Genomic DNA, 16213 nt, shown 5'->3' with positions numbered 1-16213 from the left:
CCCGGCCGCTCACCCGGCCGCGGCGTACGCGGCGGCCAGCCACCGGCCGACCTCGGCGTCGACATCGGCGACCTCGCGCAGCTCGAGGCGGTGCATCCAGACCCGCGGTGAGGGACGGACCACCTCCGTGAACCGTGCCGACTGCCAGCGTTCGGACGCCGCGATGGAGAGCACGGCGGGCACGTCGGAGCGCAGATAGCGGTCGGGCCGCCACACGTAGGCGAACCTGCGGCGGCGCCGGAAGGCGATCTGGCTGCGGGAGACCCGGTCGCCGTGCGGGCCCAGCGCGGCGTCGGCGGCGGCCACGGCCACATGGATCCGCAGGCCCCGATCGGCACCGTCGAAGAACTCCTCCGCGGTCCGGGGCTCGGGAATCATCGCCGCAGCATGACCTTGATCGCCGTCCTGTCGTCCATCGCCGCGTAGGCCGCGGCGACGTCGTCGAGGGGCATCGTGCTGTCGAAGACCCGCCACGGCGCGATGGTCCCGTCCAGCACGTCGGCCAGCAGCTCCTCCAGGTAGGCCCGCACCGGGGCGACGCCGCCGAGGAGGTTGACATTGCGGTTGAACAACGGGCGCAACGACAGGTGCGAGATGCCGTTCGGCACCCCCACGTAGCCGACGTTGCCGCCCGGCCGGGCGGCCGCGATCGCCTGCTCCATCGCGTCCTGGTTGCCCACGGCCTCCAGCACCACGTCGGCACCGGGCGCGCCGAGCAGGTCGCGCAGCTCACCGACGCCGTCCTCGCCCCGGGCCGCGATGACGTCGTCGGCGCCGAACTGCCGGGCCACCGCCTGCCTGTCCGGGTGCCGGGAGAAGATCACCACCCGTTCGGCGCCCAGGCGACGCGCGGCGAGCACTGCGCACAGCCCCACCGCACCGTCGCCGACCACCGCGACGGTCCGGCCCGGGCCCGCGCCCCCACGCAGCGCGGCGTGATGGCCGGTGCCCATGACGTCGGTCAAGGTGAGGAGGGAGGGTAAAAGGTCGTCGTCGGGCACCTCCGGCACGCCCACCAGCGTGCCGTCCGCGAGCGGCACCCGGACGTACTCGCCCTGGCCACCGTCGACGGGGAGGCCGTCCCGGTCCGGGCCGCCCCAGTAGCCGCCGCGCTCGCAGGAGGTCTGGATGCCGTGCCGGCAGCTGACGCACTCGCCGCAGCTGTACGCGAAGGGGGCGATGACGAAGTCGCCGGGCGCGAGCGAGCGCACCTCCGCCCCCACCTCCTCGACAACACCGACGAACTCGTGGCCGATCCGGGTGGGTTTGCGGGTGGGCACCACGCCCCGGTAGCGCCACAGGTCCGAGCCGCACACGCAGGCGGCCGTCACGCGGACGACGGCGTCGCCCGGCTGGCGGACGGTCGGGTCCGGGGCCTCCTCGAGGCGGATGTCGCCGGGGCCGTAGATCGTGGTCGCACGCACCTGGCGATCCTAGGCGGGGCCTGTGCGCGCCGCCGGGCGGCCACCGTCCTACGCTGGCCGGGAGGGAGGCCGCCATGTCAGAGCAGACCGGGCACGCAGGGGAACCGACCGTGCCGCCGAGCGAGAACCCAAGCGGACCGGGAGCGACGCACGACGCCGTACCGAGAGCGACGCACGACGCCCACTTCGAGGACCCGGTGCTGCTGGAGGAGGACGAGACCGTCCCGCCGCGCCCGGAGGAAGAGGTGGCGGACGTGCTGCGGGCGGAGCCGGACCCGCACTGACGGCGTCGCGCGGACGCTAGCCGCGCGGCGCGGGCCGGGCCTCGAGCCTCAGGAGCCAGCGCCCACCTTCGTGCCGACCGTGAACGCCGTGGCCCGGGCTGTCTCGTGCAGCCGTTCCAGCCGGGCGTCGAAGCCCCGCGCCCCGTTGGCGAGCTCCTCGAACCGCTCGCGCGGCAGCGCCAGATCGTCGGCGAGGTCCGTGAGGGTCTGCCACAGCCCCAACTGCCCGTTCACGGCGCTGCGCATGATCTCGAGCTCGAGCACCGGGGTGAGCGGGGACCGCGTGACCACCCGGCCGTTGAGCTTGAGCCGTCCGACGCGCTCACCCACCCAGGTCGCGGCCTGCCGGAGCGGGCGCTGAGGCAGGCCGAGCGCCTCGATCACGCTGCGCAGCGCCTCGCGGGCCTCGACGATCTCCGCCGCGAGACTCGCGAGCTCGGGTCCCATGGAGGTGTCGGCGTACGCCTTGGCCATCCGTTCGATCCGGTTGCTGCCCCCGGTCGCCCCCGCCAGGTGGTCGGCGAGGTACAGCCCGAGCAGTCGGCCGTCGAGGTGCGGGGGGATGTGTGCGGCCATGACGTCTCCCGGGATGGTGTGCTCACGGTGGCGGCCGCCGATGTCGGCGGCGTCGCGGAACTGTTTGTCGTGCGGGCGCATGCTGGGGCTCGGGTTGCCCTCCCGGCGGACGATGCCCCCGAGCATCTCCCGCAGGGTCTCCTCGGCGTCGTGGCGCGGGCGCCAGCCGAGCACCTCCCGCACGCGGGAGCCGTCCATGACCGGCACCCCCATGGCCATGTCCAGCCAGCCCGCGTCGGAGGCAAGGAGCTTCGCCCGCCAGGCGAAGTGGACCAGCGGGCGGATCAGCCGCGGGGAGATCTCCACGCCGCGGCCGTGGTCGAGGATGCGGGCGAGGTCGCTAGGCCACAGCACCTCGTCGGCGGCCACGTTGAACGCGCCGCGGGCGCGCTGCAGGACAACCTGCAGGTAGGCCTGAGCGGCGTCGTCGGCGTGGACCACGTGCAGGCGCAGGTGGCTGGGCAGCGGCAGCACCGGCAGGGCGCCGGGCCGCAGCACGGCCAGCGGCACCCACGGCCCGAGGAAGTACCGCGCGATCTGCGCGCCGGCGTCGGCCTGGAAGATCAGCGCCGTGCGCATCCGGGTTACCACGAGCTCGGGGTGTGCGGCCTCGAGCTCGTCGAGCACCCGCTCCTGGGCGGCCTTGTCCACCCCGTAGTGGCTGGAGGGGATGCCGCCGGTCGCCCACGACTCGTCGCGCGGGACGTCGTCGTCCACCGGGGAGTACGCCGCCCAGGAGGAGGCGCAGACGAGCTGGCCCACCCCGGCCCGGGCGCAGGCCTCGGCCACCCGCCGGGTGCCCTCGACGTTGGTGCGCCGCATCTTCTCGCGGTCGTGGTTGGGCTGGATGGCCCACACCAGGTGTATGACGGCGTCCGCCCCGGTCAGGGCGGTGGCGAGACGGTCGATGACCGCGTCATCGGCGACGGTGTCGTCCGTGGACGGGGCGATGTCCATCGGCACCCACTCCGCCGCGGCGTAGGGGTGGGCGCCGGTGTCCGGCAGGCGGCGGGCGATACCGAGGATCGACGTGATCGCCGGCTCCGCGGCCAGGGCTCGGAGCACGGCGGTGCCGACGTTGCCGGTCGCCCCGACGACGGCGACCCTCACGGCTGCTCCGGGGCCACGGGCCCCGCTCCTTCCGGCTGACCGGGGGCCACGTCCACGGCGGTGGCCCCGGCGATGTCCGCGTCCGTCGCACCCGTGGCCGGCAGGGCGGGGTCGAGGACCACCTTGATGCAGCCGTCCTCCTTCTTCTGGAACATCTCGTAGGCGGCCGGGGCGTCCTCCAACGGTAGCCGGTGGGTGCGCAGGTCGAGCACGCCCAGCGGGTCGGCGTCGTCGCTCACGAGGGGTACCAGGTCGTCGATCCAGCGCCGGACGTTGGCCTGCCCCATGCGCAGGGTGACCTGCTTGTCGAAGAGCTCCATCATGGGCATCGGGTCGACGGCGCCGCCGTAGACGCCGGAGAGGGAGACCGTGCCGCCCCGGCGCACGAGTGTGATGGCCAGGTGCAGCGCGGTGAGGCGGTCGACGCCGAAGTGCTTGACCATCGGCTTGGCGATGGCGTCGGGCAAGAACGCGATGCCCTTGTGCAGGCCCTCCGCCAACGGGGCGCCGTGCGCCTCCATGCCGACGGCGTCGATCACGGAGTCCGGCCCGCGGCCGCCGGTCAGGCCTCGCACCGTCTCGGGCAGGTCGTCGACCTCGCGCTGGTCGAGGGTGTCCGCGCCGTGCCGGTGAGCCATGGCCAGCCGCTCGGGAACGCGGTCGACGGCGATGACCTTGCCGGCGCCGCGGTGGCGGGCGATCCGCGCGCTCATCTGCCCGATGGGCCCGAGACCGAGGACGACGACGGAGCCGCCGAGCGGGATGTCCGCGTAGTCCACGGCCTGCCAGGCGGTGGGCAGCACGTCGGAGAGGTACAGGTAGCGCTCGTCGGGGCCGCCGTCGTCGGGCACGATGATCGGCCCGTACTGCGCCTGGGGCACGCGCAGGTACTCCGCCTGCCCACCGGGGACCTGGCCGTAGAGCTTGGTGTAGCCGAACAGCGCCGCCCCCTTGTCCTGATCGCGCACCTGGGTGGTCTCGCACTGCGACTGCAGGCCGCGAGTGCACATCCAGCAGGTGCCGCACGCGATGTTGAACGGGACGACCACCCGGTCGCCGGGCCGCAGGTCCGGCACCGCGGCGCCGACCTCCTCCACGATGCCCATCGCCTCGTGGCCCAGGACGTCGCCGGCGTCGATGAACGCGCCGAGGACGCCGTACAGGTGCAGGTCCGAGCCGCAGATCGCGGTGGAGGTGACCCGCACGATCGCGTCGGTCGGGTCCTTGAGCACGGGGTCCGGGACGTCCTCGACGCGGACCTTCTCCGTGCCTTGCCAGGTCAGTGCGCGCAACGTGGCCTCCTCGGGGGCTGAAAGTGTCCTGTCACCGTCTCGGCGAGATGTCCACTTCTCGGCGAGATGTCATCTCCTCCGTGACCTGTCACGTGCCGTCGATGTGCCGCCGCCGAGGCGACCTGTCCGGCAGAGAAATCTCGCGGAGAAGATGACATGTCGCCGAGGGGGGCGGCGCGCCGGCGAGAGCTCTCATGCGTTACCGGTCTCGGTGGCCTTGTGGCCCGGGTCCTCGCCCTCGGCCTGGTCGGGCTGGTCGGCCACCTCGCGGGACCCGAGGCTGCCCGGGTCGGCGTCGGGATCCTTGCTGGGGTCGTACGGCTGCTCCGACGGGTTGGGCGTGTTCTCGCTCATGGGTTCACGGTTGCACCCCCAACCAGGGCTCGCATCCGGGAACGGCCGCCACAATGTGGCATGCGCAGACTGGCTGCCGTCGTCGCCACCGCCGTGGTGCTCGCGGCGTGCGGCACCGAGCCGCCGCCCTCGCCCGCCCCGCCCACGGCCACCACGCCAGTCCCCACGGCGGCACCCGAGCCTGATGCCACCACCCCCTCCCGGGCCGAGCCGGCCGTCGTCGCCGCCGACCTCGAGGTTCCCTGGGGGCTGGCGTTCCTGCCCGACGGCTCCGCACTGGTCACCCTTCGCGACAGCGGCGAGGTGGTGCAGGTGGCCGAGGGACGTGAGCTGCGATCCGTCGGCACCGTGCCTGGCGTCGTCCCCGGCGGCGAGGGCGGGCTGCTCGGTATCGCCGTCTCCCCGGGCTTCGCCGAGGACGGGAACGTGTTCGTCTACCTCACCGCCGCCGAGGACAACCGGGTGGTCCGGATGCGTCTCGTCGGCGGCGTGCTGGTGCCGGACGCCGTCGTCCTCGACGGGATCCCCCGCGCCGGCAACCACAACGGCGGCCGGCTCGCGTTCGGCCCCGACGGCTTCCTCTACGTCACCACCGGCGACGCCGGCGACCCGCGGCGGGCGCAGGATCCCACCTCGCTGGGCGGGAAGATCCTTCGCGTCGACGCCGACGGCGACCCCGCCCCGGGGAACCCGGCGCCCGGTTCGCCGGTGTGGTCGCTCGGGCACCGCAACGTGCAGGGCATCGCGTGGGACGAGGAGGGCCGGATGTTCGCCAGCGAGTTCGGCCAGAACACCTGGGACGAGCTCAACCTCATCACGCCGGGGAGCAACTACGGCTGGCCGGTCGTGGAGGGTCAGGGTGGGCGGGACGGGTTCGTGGACCCGCTGCGTCAGTGGCGCACCGCCGACGCCTCGCCCAGCGGCATCACGATCACCGGCGGCGCGGTGTACCTGGCGGCGTTGCGGGGCGAGTCGCTGTGGCGGGTGCCGCTCGACGGCGAGAACACCGGTGAGCCCGAGCGGCTCCTCGAGGGGACCTACGGCCGCCTGCGCGCCGTCGAGGTCGACGCCGAGGGACGGCTGTGGGTGCTCACCAGCAACGTCTTCCGGGGCAACCCCCGACCCGGCGACGACCAGGTGATCGTGCTCGATCCGGCGACGCTGGGGTGAGAAGGCAGTTTCACGGATCAGCTGTCACGACACCGTCGCCGTAGAGTCGACATCTCACGCACGGGGTCAGCGCAGCTCGCCGCGAACCAGCCACGCCGACGGCGGCACCGGCACCTCCCGGTCGAGCCGACGCCGTCGCCAGCTGGCGAGCTGGTGCAGGGCGACCCCCACGATGATGCCGAACAGACCGGCCCCGGCGACCGCCCAGCCGACGTGCCCGGTCAGCACCCCCGCCAGCTCCCAGCCGAAGATGTCCGGCGGCCGGCCGAACCGGTCGAGGACGCCGCCGGTGAGCTGCAGGAACGCCAGCACCCCTGCCAGGAAGACCAGGCCGCCGACCGCGACGAGAACGGCACCGCCCCAGATGAGCCGGCGGCCGTGGCGCCGGGTCATGTCCATCTGGGCGAGCAGCTCGTCGCGGCGCCTCACCACGAGGTCGGCGTACTGGCCGGGCGCCATCACGCCGCTGGTCACGGGCCCGGTGTCGAACGGAGCCAGCAGGTCGTCCGTCACCGGGCTGTCGGCGAGCACCGGCGCGGGCTCCGGGCTCGCAGGAGCGGCGGCCGCCGCGTCGGCACCGAACCGCAGCCGGACCTCGCCGAGGGTGATGACGTCGCCGGTGTGGAGCTCCTGGGCGTCCGTGACGGCGACGCCGTTCACGAATGTCCCGGCGGTCGAACCCAAGTCCTCAAGGAAGACCCCGCCGCCCCGGTAACGGATCGCCGCGTGGGCGGGGCTGAGCAGCGGGTCGGCGAAGCACAGGTCGGCCGGCTCGGCACTGCCCACGACCACATCCTGGCTGATGAGGATCCGGCCCGCCCGCAACGGGTCCCAGCTGAGCACGTCGAGGAACGCAACCTCGGATCCCCCTGGTTCCGACGTCATCCCGACCACTCTCCCAGGAGGCGAGCCGCGGATCCCCTGGAAGAAGTGAAGCACTCGCGACCATGGGGGGCACCCCGTCCGGAGTGTGTCGACCGCTCGCCCAAGTGGCACCGGGGAAGTCAGCCCTCCCGGCGGTCGGACCCGAACTTCTCGCGTAGCTCGCGCCCGCGCTTGACGTCCTCCTTCGCCTTCGCGGCCTTCTTGTCGCTCGCGCGGGTGTCACGCGGCGGCAGCTGAAGGTTCTCCTCGGCCTCGATGCCACCCTGGAGCTCCCGCCCCCGCTCCAGCTCGGCGTCGAACTCGGCCCCGAAGAGCAGGGCCAGGTTCACGATCCACAGCAGCAACAGGAAGATGATGACGCCCGCCAGCGCGCCGTAGGTCGCGCTGTAGCTGCCGAACCTCGAGGCATAGAAGCTGAAAGCGAGGACGGCGAGCGCGGCGATGACGATGGCGATGACGGCGCCGAGGCTGATCCAGCGGAACTTCGGCTGCTTGACGTTCGGGGTGAAGTAGTACAGCAGCCCGACGATCAGGATCACGATGAGCAGCAGCACCGGCCACTTGGCGATGTTCCACACCGTGAGCGCGGTCGGGCCGAGTCCGATGAGGTCACCGATGGTCTGCGCGAGCGTGCCGCTGACCACGAGGATGAGCGCGGCGATGGCGACGAGCACGAGCAGCACCGCGGTGAGCCCGTAGGTGAGCGGTCGAAGTTTCCAGACGGGGCGCCCCTCGGTCACCTCGTAGATGCGGTTCATGCCGCGTGCGAAGGCGTTGACGTAGTTCGACGCCGTCCACAGCGCGATCAGCAGACCGATCAGCAGGCCCAGCCCCGGGGCGGGTGGCTGCGTGAGCTTTTCGACGACCGGCCCGATCTGTTCCATCGTGTCCGACGGGACGACCCCCTCGAGCATGTCCAGGATGGTCGTCGTGACCTGCTCCTGCCCGACCAGGCTGAGGATGGACACCAGCGCGATGACCGCCGGGAAGATGGACAGGACGGCGTAGTAGGTCAGCGCCGCGGCGATGTCGGTGCACTCGTCGGCCAGGAACTCCCGGAAGCTCTTGCGCAGCACGTAGCCCCAAGCCGGCTTCTTGATCTCGGAGGGCGAGTCCGGCTTCGCCGGGTGGTCCTCGTGCGGGCGGTCCTCGCGCAGGTCGTTGTGCGTGGTCATGGGGTCCTCCGGGACTTCTCGGCGGGCGCGGGGAATCAGCGTGTGCCCGACGCGGGAGCCCGGCAACTCGACGGCGCCCCGTTCCGTGGTGCGTCGCGGGTCCCGACAAGGGTGTGCTACTCGCGCTCGCTCGGCGCCGTGAGAGCGGCGAAGCGCGCGTAGGACTCCAGCGCGCCGAGCGAGAGATGGGCGAGCCCGCTCATGAACCCGGTCCGCGCCTCGAGCGCGACACGGGTGAGCATCTGCGGCGCCCAAACGCCCAGGTGGTCTCGGAAGAAGTCCGCGCCGAGCCGGACGTAGCGTTCCGCATCGCTCGTCGACCCCTGGTCCTGGGCCTCCAGTGCCCGCACGCAGGACTGGGCGATGAAGTCCAGCTCGAGCCCGATGTGGTCGTCGGGCTCGCGGTTGGGTTGCGGCGCCCGTAGGGAGAGGGTCCGGTAGGCCTGGCGCACCTGCAGGGTGTGCTCGTCGAAGACCAGCCCCTCCTGTCCGCGGTGCACCGACTCGTAGGGGGCCACCCGCGCCGTCGCGAGCGTCCCGTACAGCCAGGCATGGTCGGACCGGATCGCCGCCGGGTCCTCACCCGCCGTACGGGCCTCCCGCATGCGCCGCAGACCTTCCTCGGCCCCGGGGGTGCCGGTGAGCGGCCACTCGTCGAGCAGCTCCCAGAAGCGGGCGAGGCTGACCTCGTCGGGCGGGTCCTGGTGGAACCGGGCGAGCACGGTGAAGCCGGCGGCCAGCATGTCGAGCAGGGCGAGGTCTAGCACACGGTCTCCTTACGTGAGGTCGTCGAGGACGACGGCGCACAGGGCGCTGTCGGCGGCGAGGAAGCCGCGAACGAGTCCGGGCACGGCACGGTACAGCCGGGTCTGGGCGTGCCGCGCGATGCCGTCGAGGATGGGGTCGATCACCCGGTCGAGGTGCGCCTCGCGCAGCTCCTGCGTTGCCAGGGCGGCGGCCCGCGCCGTCGCCGCTGCACCGGCCCCGGCGCCGCCGAGGCGCGTGGCCAGGTGCGCGAGGAGGGCGACCTGGTGGCCGACGTGGTCGTCCGCCGGCAGCGGGCGCAGGCCGCCCGCCTCGTAGGCGGCGACCAGGTCCGCGCGCAGCCGCGCCGGGTCCTCGTCGTCGCGCCAGGCCGCCTCCTGGAGGGAGACCACACGGGACAGTGCCGTGTGGTCCTCCAGCAGGTCCTCGTAGAGGTCGGCGGCGAGGGTGTCGAGGGCGGCGCGGCTGTCGGCGTCGTCCAGCGGCCAGGTCCCGCGCATCTGCGGATTCCCGAAGTGCTCCGCGAGCGCCCGGCTGGGCGGCTCGAGGAGCAACCGGGAGAGGACGAACCCGGCGGTCCCGACCCCGACCGCCCGGTCCGTCAGCGTCATCAGATGCCGATGCGGATCATGGAGGCGTAGTGCAGGGAGCGACCCATGAGCTCGGCGACGACGGCCACGACGAACGCCGCGGTGATGAGGGCGACGATGACCTGAGGCCGCTCGAGCGCGGCCCGCGAGGCGGCCCGGTAGGTGAAGATGGCCAGGATGACCGAGGCGAGCCCCAGCAGCACCAGCCGGGCCACGAAGAACGCCCCGGAGAACACCTCGGCCGAGGCTGCCCCGGCCGGATCCGTGGCGAGCGCCGCGACGTGCAGGGGGTAGGAGATCAGGATGGCGACGCCGACGGCGGCACTGGCCAGCGCCAGCCACCGGACCGTCCGCGTGGTCAGCTCCCACTCGATGTTCGTGGTCGGCTCGTTGATCTCGCTCACGCGGGCGCGCACCGCGGTGGCCAGCGCTCCGCCCCGGCCCGTCTCGGCCGCGGGGACCAGCTCTAGGCCGCCATCGCCGGGCTCGGCGGTGGCACGCCGGGTGGCGCCCCGACGGCGGACCGCGGTGGTGATCATGAGGGCACAGGCCACCGCCAAGGCCCCCAGCATCAGCGTGGTGGCGAAGAAGTGGAAGGGCACGACGGGGGTGTGCCACGCGGGCACGGTGATCAGCGAGTAGTAGATCTGCGACATCGACCAGACCAGCGCGATGCCCGCCAGGGCGGTGACGCCGGCGAGGAGCTGGCGGAGGCGGAAGGTCCCGATCTTGAACCACTGGACCAGCGCGTAGGCGAAACCCAGGCCGGCGAAGGCCATGCCGAAGACGATCTCGCGGGAGAGCCACGAGGAACCGACGTGGCGGAAGACGTTGAGGGTGTTGGTGATGTCGTTCATGTGCAGCGTCGACACCGCCAGACCCAGCACCAGCGCCGGCCCGATCGCGTAGACGACCGGCTCCGTCAGCCGCTCCGCGGTGCGGGCGCCGTAGCGCGCCGACGCGGCCAGCTGCAGCACACCCAGCACGATGAACGTGCCCACGCAGGCCTGGGCGATCACGGTGAACAGGATCATCGGCAGCTCGTGGACGTTCATCAGATCTCCTCGGGGTTGTTGATCTTCCCGGTGCCGGACTGCCAGGGCTGGGCGTCTCGGTGCGGGGTGATCACGAGGTGCGGCCGGGTGACCGAGGGGTCGGGCAGGGGTGCGACGGCATCGACGTGGCCGTGCTTCTCGCGCAGCTCGTCGATCGGTCCCCAGTCCAGGGCCCGGGACGGGCACGCCGTGACGCAGGCCGGGTCCTGCCCGTTCTGGCGGTAGTCGTAGCACATGTCGCACTTGGACATGTGCCCGCTCTCGGGGTTGAACTGCGGGGCGGAGTAGGGGCAGGCCCACTCGCAGTACCGGCAGCCCACGCACTTGTCCTCGTCCACGTAGATGGTGCCGTCCTCCCGGCGGGACATCGCCGTGGTGGGGCACACCTGCATGCAGACGGGGTTCTCGCAGTGGTTGCAGGAGATGGAGGTGTAGTAGGTGAACACGTTCGGGGTGAACGTGTTGCCCTCCATCTTCCAGGAGCCGCCGGAGTACTCCACGACGCGCCGCCATGAGATGCCGACGGGCAGGTCGTGCTTGTCCTTGCAGGCGACGGAGCAGGCTTTGCAGCCGGTGCACGCCGACTGGTCGAAATAGAACCCGTAGCCGGCCCCGGCCTCGGTCAGAGAGTCAGTCATCGGACCTTTGCCTTTCACGCTTTGACGACGTTGGCGATGGTGGTGTGGACCGCGTTGCCCTTCGCCAGCGGCGAGGGGTGCAGCGAGGTCAGGGAGTTGACCGAGCCGGCGGTGTCCACGGGGTGGTCGGCGTTGGCCTGCGACGGTGGGGTCACCTCGGACGCCGGGCGCGGGTCGTACCAGGCGCCCTGCGGGATGGAGATGGTTCCCGGGGCGATGCGCTCGGTCACCTTCGCCTCGAGCCGGACCGTGCCGCGGTCGTTGTAGACGAAGACCTCGTCGCCGTTCTCGATGCCGCGGCTCGCGGCGTCGGGCAGGCTGATCCACACCTGTTGCCGGTGCGCCTCCTTGAGCCAGTCCACGTTGCCGTAGGAGGAGTGCGTCCGCGCCTTGTAGTGGTGCCCGATGACCTGCAGCGGGTGGTCCGCGGACTCGCGGGCGGCCAGCGCTCCCTCCCACGTCTCGACGTACTCGGGCAGGGGGACGAGCTTGTCGCCGGGCAGCTCCGGCCGGAAGACGCCGAACTCCCACTTCTCCGACATCTTCGCGAGCCGGTCGGAGTAGACCTCGATCTTGCCCGACGGCGTCGGCAGCGGGTTGGCGCCCGGGTCCTCCCGGAAATCGGCCATCGAGACGAAGGGACCGAGGTTCTTGCGGAAGATCCCGATCTTCTTCCACTCGTCGTACGTGGGGAGGTCGGGGTCGTTCTCGCGAGTGGCCTCGATGGTCTCGCGCAGCCAGTCCTCGCGGCTCTTGCCCTCGGTGAACTGCGGCTCGGTGCCCAGGCGCTTGGCCATCTCGGTGCAGATGTCGAAGATGCTGCGGCACTCGTAGAGCGGCTCGATCGCCTGCTCGGAGATGATGCCGTACGCCATCGGCCCGGCGTTCTCGCCGGGGTGGACGTCGGACTCCTCGGCGGTGGAGGTACCCGGGAGGATGTAGTCGGCGTAGCGGGCCGAGACGGTGTACTGGATGTCGCAGACGACGACCAGCTCGCACTTGGTGTCGTCCTGGAGGATCTCGACGGAGCGGTTGTTGTCGCCGGTCTGGTTGACGAGCGAGTTGCCGCCGTACTGCCAGACCATCTTGATCGGCACGTCGAGCTTGATGTTGGTGGGCTCGCCGTTCTCGTCGACCGGCACCTTGTTGGCGCGGACGCCGGGGGCGACCTTCTCGCAGACGCCCGCGTTGAAGGTGTCCATCTCCGGGCCGTGGTCGATGGCGTCGAGCCACGAGAACACCGAGATGATCTTCTCGGACGGGTTCGGCACGCCGGTGTTGAAGGGCTTGACGAACGGCAGCGCCTGGGCGCCCTCACGTGCGCCGGTGCCACCGCCGGGAACGCCGACGTTGCCGGTGACGCAGGCGAGCAGGAAGATCGCCCGGGCGTTGTTCTCGCCGTTGGCGTGCCGCTGCGGGCCCCACCCCTGGGTGATGGCGCACGGCTTGGCGCCGGCGATCTCACGGGCGAGCTGGCGGATGCGCTGCGCGGGCACCCCGGTGATGTCCGCCGCCCACGCGGGGGTCTTCTCGACGCCGTCGGGGCCGTTGCCCTCGATGTACGCCCGGTAGGAGGCGTTCGCCGGCGCACCCTCCGGCAGCGTGTGCTCGTCGAACCCGACGCAGTACTTGTCGAGGAACGCCTGGTCCTGCAGGTTCTCCTCGAGCATGACGTGGATCAGCCCGGCGATCAGGGCGGCGTCCGTGCCCGGGCGGACCGGCACCCAGTCGTCACCGAGCACCGCCGCCGTCTCGGAGTAGCGCGGGTCGACGACGATCGTGCGGACCCCGCTCTCCCGCTTGGTCGCCTGGGTGACCATGAGCTGGCCACCGCCGGACATCCGGGTCTCCAGCGGGTTGTTGCCGAACATGACCTGGAGCTTGGCGTTGGCGGCGTCGTCGAAGGAGTTGCCGTTGACCCATGTGCCGTAGAAGTACGGGTAGGCCGAGGTGATCTCCGTGGTGGAGTAGTCGGAGTAGTGGTCCAGGTAGCCGCCCCAGGTGTTCATGAGGCGCGCGAAGGCGGTGGCGTCCGGGGGCCAGGAGCTGGCCATGGTCGAGCCGAGCGTGCCGGTGCCGTAGTTGATGTAGAAGGCCTCGTTGCCGTACTCGGCCTTGATCCCCTTCATCTTGTCGGTGATCTCGTCGAGGGCCTGCTCCCAGGAGATCTCCTCCCACTGCTCCTCGCCCCGCTTCGTGCCGGGCTTGCGCTTCATCGGGCGCTTGAGCCGGTCGGGGTTGTAGATGCGGTGGCGGATGGCGCGGCCGCGGACACAGGCGCGCACCTGCTGGCTGCCGAGCTCGTCGTCGCCGGTGTTGTCCGGCAGGACGCGCACGATCGTGCCGTCCTTGACCTGCAGGCGCAGCGGGCACCGGGACCCGCAGTTGACCGTGCACGCCGACCAGACGGTGCGGTCGGCGTCGGCCATGCCCTCCCCCTGTGCGGCCCCGGCGTGCGGGACGGGCATCCCCAGGTCGGTGACCGTGGAGACGAGGGCTGCGGCGCCGCCCGTCACGGCGGACCACTTGAGGAAGGTGCGGCGGTCGGGGCCGCACGCCGCACCGGCGGTGCGGGGGCCCGCGAGGGTGGTGTTGGACATCAGGTCGCCTCCCAGAACAGAACGATGTGACCAGCACACCAGGTCTGGGGGCGTGAACTGTGGGACCAATGTCCGGTGTGACCCGTGTGGTCCAGGTCTCGTTGCGCTGTCCCGGCCACCCGGGAGGTGCCGTGCACGACGGCTTCGAGCACCTTCCACGCCCGGACGACCGCCAGCACGGCCAGGAACCACCGGCTCCCTGACACGGTCCGCCCGGGCCGGCGCCCGGATGGCGAGCGCACTTCTCGCCGCCGACACTGGCGGGATGACTGATCTCGACGTGCCCGTCTTGCGTGCGACGGTCGCCCCCCGCAGGGAGGGACTGCGGCTGCTGGTGGTGACCGGGCCGCGGTGGGCGCGTGCCGTGGCCGATCTGGCCGCGGCCCTGACCGTGGTGAGCCTCGTCGCGGTGGCCTTCGTCGACGGCGTCGCCGTCGCCGTCTTCGCCCTGGTGCTGCTCGGTCTCGTCGTCGCCCGGCTCGTCGCGGCCCCTGCACCGCTGCAGGCCGCCACCGGCGCCGTCCTGCTGCTCGTGGCGTGGGCGGCGGTGCTGAGCGGGTACGAGCGCGTCCCGTGGCTCGACGTCGTCGCACACGTGGGCGCCACCGGGGTGCTCGCCGCCGTCGCCGTCGTCGGCATCACCCGCGCCCGGCTGCTGCAGGTGCCGGCGGGCCCGCGTGGCGGCGTCGGGCTGATCGTCGTCACGGTCGCCGTCGGTATCGCCCTGGCCGTGCTGTGGGAGCTGGGGGAGTGGTACGGCCACACCTACGTCGACGACGGCGTGGGCGTCGGGTACGAGGACACCATCGGTGACCTCGCCGCGGGCGGCCTGGGTGCGGTCCTCGCCGGGCTGGTCCTGGCCCGCGGTGCCGTGCGGGAACGCCACCGTGCCGTGCGGGGGCCGAGGTGAGCGGGTCGGTCAGCGTCGTCATCCCCGCCCGGGACGATGCCGCGATGCTGGACCGGTGCCTGCGTGCGCTCGCGCGGCAGACGCTGGCGCCGGCGGAGGTGATCGTCGTGGACAACGCCTCCACGGACGCCACGGCCGCGGTCGCCCGCACTTACGGCGCGCGGGTGGTGCACGAGCCGCGGGTCGGCATCCCGGCCGCGGCGGCCACCGGGTACGACCACGCCCGCGCCGAGATCATCGCGCGGCTGGACGCGGACTCCGTGCCACCCCCGGACTGGGTGGCGCGGGTGACGGCGGCCCTGTCCGACCATCGGGTGGACGCGGTCACCGGGGTGGGCCGGTTCTACGAGCACGGCCGCGGCGGCCGCCTGACCGCTGCCGCCTATCTGGGCGCCTACTACGTGCTGTGCCACGCGGCGCTGGGGCACCACGCCCTGTGGGGCTCGGGCATGGCCGTCCGGCGGACGGCCTGGCTGCGGGTGCGCGCCAGGGTGCACCGCGACGACGCCGAGCTCCACGACGACCTGGACCTCGCGTTCGCGCTCGGTCCCGTTGCCACCATCCGCCTGGACAGGCGGCTCGTGGTCGGCGTCTCGGCGCGGTCGCTGAGGGGTGGCGCGCAGATGCGGCGCAGGTTCCGCCGGGCGTTCCGCACCCTGACGGTGAACTGGCAGGGCATGCCGCCCTGGCGCCGGTGGGCTGAGCGCCTGGCGCGTGCGACGGGCTGATGCCCGCGCGCTGACGCGGCCGCCTACATCTCCACCTTGCCGGTGTCGCCCTCGACCCGGTGGCCCGTGACCTTGGCCTTGACGAGGTTGGCGAGCTGGACGACCTTCGCGCCCGGCGCGTCCCAGTACTCGGCCGACCGGGCGTCGACGTGCAGCAGCAGGTTGGACGGGTCGTCCGGGCCGCCTTTCATCCAGGCGTCGGTGAAGGTGTTCCACAGCTCGGCGAGCTTGGCCGTGTCGTCGACCGCCCGCGCCACGCCGGAGAGGGACACCCAGGTCGAGTCGTCGACGTAGGCGACGTTCACCTGCGGGTGGGTCGCCACGTCGGCCACCACCGAGGAGTCACGCTCCACGATGAAGTACACGTCGCCGTCGAACTCCACCTCCTGGGTGGCCAGGGGCCGGGACCGCAGGCCCCCGTCGACGGACGTGGTGGTCAGCATCGCGATCCGGATGGTTTTGACGAGCTCGGCAACCTTCTTGGCTTCGTCGTCGGCCATGGCACTCCTTCGGTCGTTCGGCATCGGCGGGCGGTGGACGCCCGACCGCGCCGGCACGATCCCGGGCCGGCACGCTCAGAAGTGTGGACGCTGCCGCGGCGCCGCGCACCCGGGCCTCGGCCGTGCCGTGCCGTGCGGTCGCGGCTCGCCTCGGCTC

The 16213-nt window shown here is 72.2% G+C and carries 17 protein-coding genes; 4 read left to right on the top strand and 13 right to left on the bottom strand.

Annotated features, from left to right (window positions below):
- Positions 1-9: 9 nt before the first annotated feature.
- The gene (locus tag FE374_RS18500) at positions 10-378 is read right to left on the bottom strand and encodes a DUF5655 domain-containing protein (RefSeq protein WP_139930978.1); all 369 of its coding nucleotides are present in this window, start codon (positions 376-378) and stop codon (positions 10-12) included.
- Positions 375-1424, bottom strand: a complete 1050-nt coding sequence (locus tag FE374_RS18495; protein ID WP_139930976.1) for a zinc-dependent alcohol dehydrogenase family protein — start codon at positions 1422-1424, stop codon at positions 375-377. Before FE374_RS18495 ends, FE374_RS18500 begins: the two co-directional genes overlap by 4 nt.
- Before the next feature lie 74 nt (positions 1425-1498).
- Between FE374_RS18495 and FE374_RS18490 the strand changes: the two genes are divergently transcribed.
- Positions 1499-1708: a hypothetical protein gene (locus FE374_RS18490; protein ID WP_168205757.1), complete on the top strand. Its 210-nt coding sequence runs from the start codon at positions 1499-1501 to the stop codon at positions 1706-1708.
- Positions 1709-1756: 48 nt separating this feature from the next.
- Here FE374_RS18490 and FE374_RS18485 read toward each other — a convergent pair whose 3' ends face one another.
- The 3 genes from FE374_RS18485 to FE374_RS19325 form a co-directional block, all read right to left on the bottom strand.
- Positions 1757-3394: an NAD-dependent epimerase/dehydratase family protein gene (locus tag FE374_RS18485; protein WP_139930971.1), complete on the bottom strand. Its 1638-nt coding sequence runs from the start codon at positions 3392-3394 to the stop codon at positions 1757-1759.
- Entirely contained in the window at positions 3391-4686 is a 1296-nt protein-coding gene (locus FE374_RS18480) for a zinc-dependent alcohol dehydrogenase (RefSeq protein WP_139930969.1), read from the bottom strand. The genes FE374_RS18485 and FE374_RS18480 overlap by 4 nt, the downstream gene beginning before the upstream one ends.
- Positions 4687-4878: 192 nt before the next feature.
- Positions 4879-5040 (bottom strand): hypothetical protein, encoded by a 162-nt coding sequence (locus FE374_RS19325; protein ID WP_168205756.1) that lies wholly within the window; start codon positions 5038-5040, stop codon positions 4879-4881.
- A gap of 60 nt (positions 5041-5100) precedes the next feature.
- Between FE374_RS19325 and FE374_RS18475 the strand changes: the two genes are divergently transcribed.
- Positions 5101-6210, top strand: coding sequence for a PQQ-dependent sugar dehydrogenase (locus FE374_RS18475; RefSeq protein ID WP_139930967.1), 1110 nt, complete (start codon positions 5101-5103; stop codon positions 6208-6210).
- A gap of 66 nt (positions 6211-6276) precedes the next feature.
- Here the strand turns inward: FE374_RS18475 and FE374_RS18470 are convergent, their stop codons facing one another.
- The 7 genes from FE374_RS18470 to FE374_RS18440 form a co-directional block, all read right to left on the bottom strand.
- Positions 6277-7095, bottom strand: a complete 819-nt coding sequence (locus tag FE374_RS18470) for an FHA domain-containing protein (protein ID WP_139930965.1) — start codon at positions 7093-7095, stop codon at positions 6277-6279.
- Positions 7096-7214: 119 nt separating this feature from the next.
- Complete coding sequence (locus FE374_RS18465) at positions 7215-8270, bottom strand: YihY/virulence factor BrkB family protein (RefSeq protein WP_139930963.1); 1056 nt, start codon at positions 8268-8270, stop codon at positions 7215-7217.
- A gap of 116 nt (positions 8271-8386) precedes the next feature.
- The gene (locus FE374_RS18460) at positions 8387-9037 is read right to left on the bottom strand and encodes a TorD/DmsD family molecular chaperone (RefSeq protein WP_139930961.1); all 651 of its coding nucleotides are present in this window, start codon (positions 9035-9037) and stop codon (positions 8387-8389) included.
- A gap of 9 nt (positions 9038-9046) precedes the next feature.
- Positions 9047-9646: a hypothetical protein gene (locus FE374_RS18455; protein WP_139930960.1), complete on the bottom strand. Its 600-nt coding sequence runs from the start codon at positions 9644-9646 to the stop codon at positions 9047-9049.
- Entirely contained in the window at positions 9646-10680 is a 1035-nt protein-coding gene (locus tag FE374_RS18450) for a dimethyl sulfoxide reductase anchor subunit family protein (RefSeq protein WP_139930957.1), read from the bottom strand. The genes FE374_RS18455 and FE374_RS18450 overlap by 1 nt, the downstream gene beginning before the upstream one ends.
- Positions 10680-11318 (bottom strand): DMSO/selenate family reductase complex B subunit, encoded by a 639-nt coding sequence (locus FE374_RS18445; RefSeq protein WP_139930955.1) that lies wholly within the window; start codon positions 11316-11318, stop codon positions 10680-10682. Before FE374_RS18445 ends, FE374_RS18450 begins: the two co-directional genes overlap by 1 nt.
- 14 nt (positions 11319-11332) lie before the next feature.
- The gene (locus tag FE374_RS18440) at positions 11333-13918 is read right to left on the bottom strand and encodes a DMSO/selenate family reductase complex A subunit (RefSeq protein ID WP_139930953.1); all 2586 of its coding nucleotides are present in this window, start codon (positions 13916-13918) and stop codon (positions 11333-11335) included.
- 265 nt (positions 13919-14183) lie between these two features.
- On the opposite strand from FE374_RS18440, the gene FE374_RS18435 reads away from it, so the two are divergent.
- On the top strand, positions 14184-14828 hold the full coding sequence (locus tag FE374_RS18435) for a hypothetical protein (protein WP_230978393.1): 645 nt from the start codon (positions 14184-14186) through the stop codon (positions 14826-14828).
- Positions 14825-15556 carry a glycosyltransferase family 2 protein gene (locus tag FE374_RS18430; RefSeq protein WP_230978392.1) on the top strand — a complete coding sequence of 244 codons (732 nt, stop codon included), beginning with the start codon at positions 14825-14827 and terminating at the stop codon, positions 15554-15556. The genes FE374_RS18435 and FE374_RS18430 overlap by 4 nt, the downstream gene beginning before the upstream one ends.
- A 23-nt stretch (positions 15557-15579) precedes the next feature.
- Here FE374_RS18430 and FE374_RS18425 read toward each other — a convergent pair whose 3' ends face one another.
- The gene (locus tag FE374_RS18425) at positions 15580-16056 is read right to left on the bottom strand and encodes a pyridoxamine 5'-phosphate oxidase family protein (protein ID WP_139930951.1); all 477 of its coding nucleotides are present in this window, start codon (positions 16054-16056) and stop codon (positions 15580-15582) included.
- Positions 16057-16213: the final 157 nt, after the last annotated feature.

The organism is Georgenia yuyongxinii (assembly GCF_006352065.1).
Taxonomy (GTDB): Bacteria; Actinomycetota; Actinomycetes; order Actinomycetales; family Actinomycetaceae; genus Georgenia; species Georgenia yuyongxinii.
The sequence above is the reverse complement of the archived record's forward strand: the minus strand, read 5'-3'. Positions and strand labels throughout refer to the sequence as shown.

What these genes read in the sequence shown, in the direction of transcription:
- FE374_RS18500 (WP_139930978.1), bottom strand. Translation starts at nt 378, where the DNA reads ATGATTCCCGAGCCCCGGACCGCGGAGGAGTTCTTCGACGGTGCCGAT.
- FE374_RS18490 (WP_168205757.1), top strand. Translation starts at nt 1,499, where the DNA reads ATGTCAGAGCAGACCGGGCACGCAGGGGAACCGACCGTGCCGCCGAGC.
- FE374_RS19325 (WP_168205756.1), bottom strand. Translation starts at nt 5,040, where the DNA reads ATGAGCGAGAACACGCCCAACCCGTCGGAGCAGCCGTACGACCCCAGC.
- FE374_RS18475 (WP_139930967.1), top strand. Translation starts at nt 5,101, where the DNA reads ATGCGCAGACTGGCTGCCGTCGTCGCCACCGCCGTGGTGCTCGCGGCG.
- FE374_RS18470 (WP_139930965.1), bottom strand. Translation starts at nt 7,095, where the DNA reads ATGACGTCGGAACCAGGGGGATCCGAGGTTGCGTTCCTCGACGTGCTC.
- FE374_RS18465 (WP_139930963.1), bottom strand. Translation starts at nt 8,270, where the DNA reads ATGACCACGCACAACGACCTGCGCGAGGACCGCCCGCACGAGGACCAC.
- FE374_RS18455 (WP_139930960.1), bottom strand. Translation starts at nt 9,646, where the DNA reads ATGACGCTGACGGACCGGGCGGTCGGGGTCGGGACCGCCGGGTTCGTC.
- FE374_RS18450 (WP_139930957.1), bottom strand. Translation starts at nt 10,680, where the DNA reads ATGAACGTCCACGAGCTGCCGATGATCCTGTTCACCGTGATCGCCCAG.
- FE374_RS18445 (WP_139930955.1), bottom strand. Translation starts at nt 11,318, where the DNA reads ATGACTGACTCTCTGACCGAGGCCGGGGCCGGCTACGGGTTCTATTTC.
- FE374_RS18440 (WP_139930953.1), bottom strand. Translation starts at nt 13,918, where the DNA reads ATGTCCAACACCACCCTCGCGGGCCCCCGCACCGCCGGTGCGGCGTGC.
- FE374_RS18435 (WP_230978393.1), top strand. Translation starts at nt 14,184, where the DNA reads ATGACTGATCTCGACGTGCCCGTCTTGCGTGCGACGGTCGCCCCCCGC.
- FE374_RS18425 (WP_139930951.1), bottom strand. Translation starts at nt 16,056, where the DNA reads ATGGCCGACGACGAAGCCAAGAAGGTTGCCGAGCTCGTCAAAACCATC.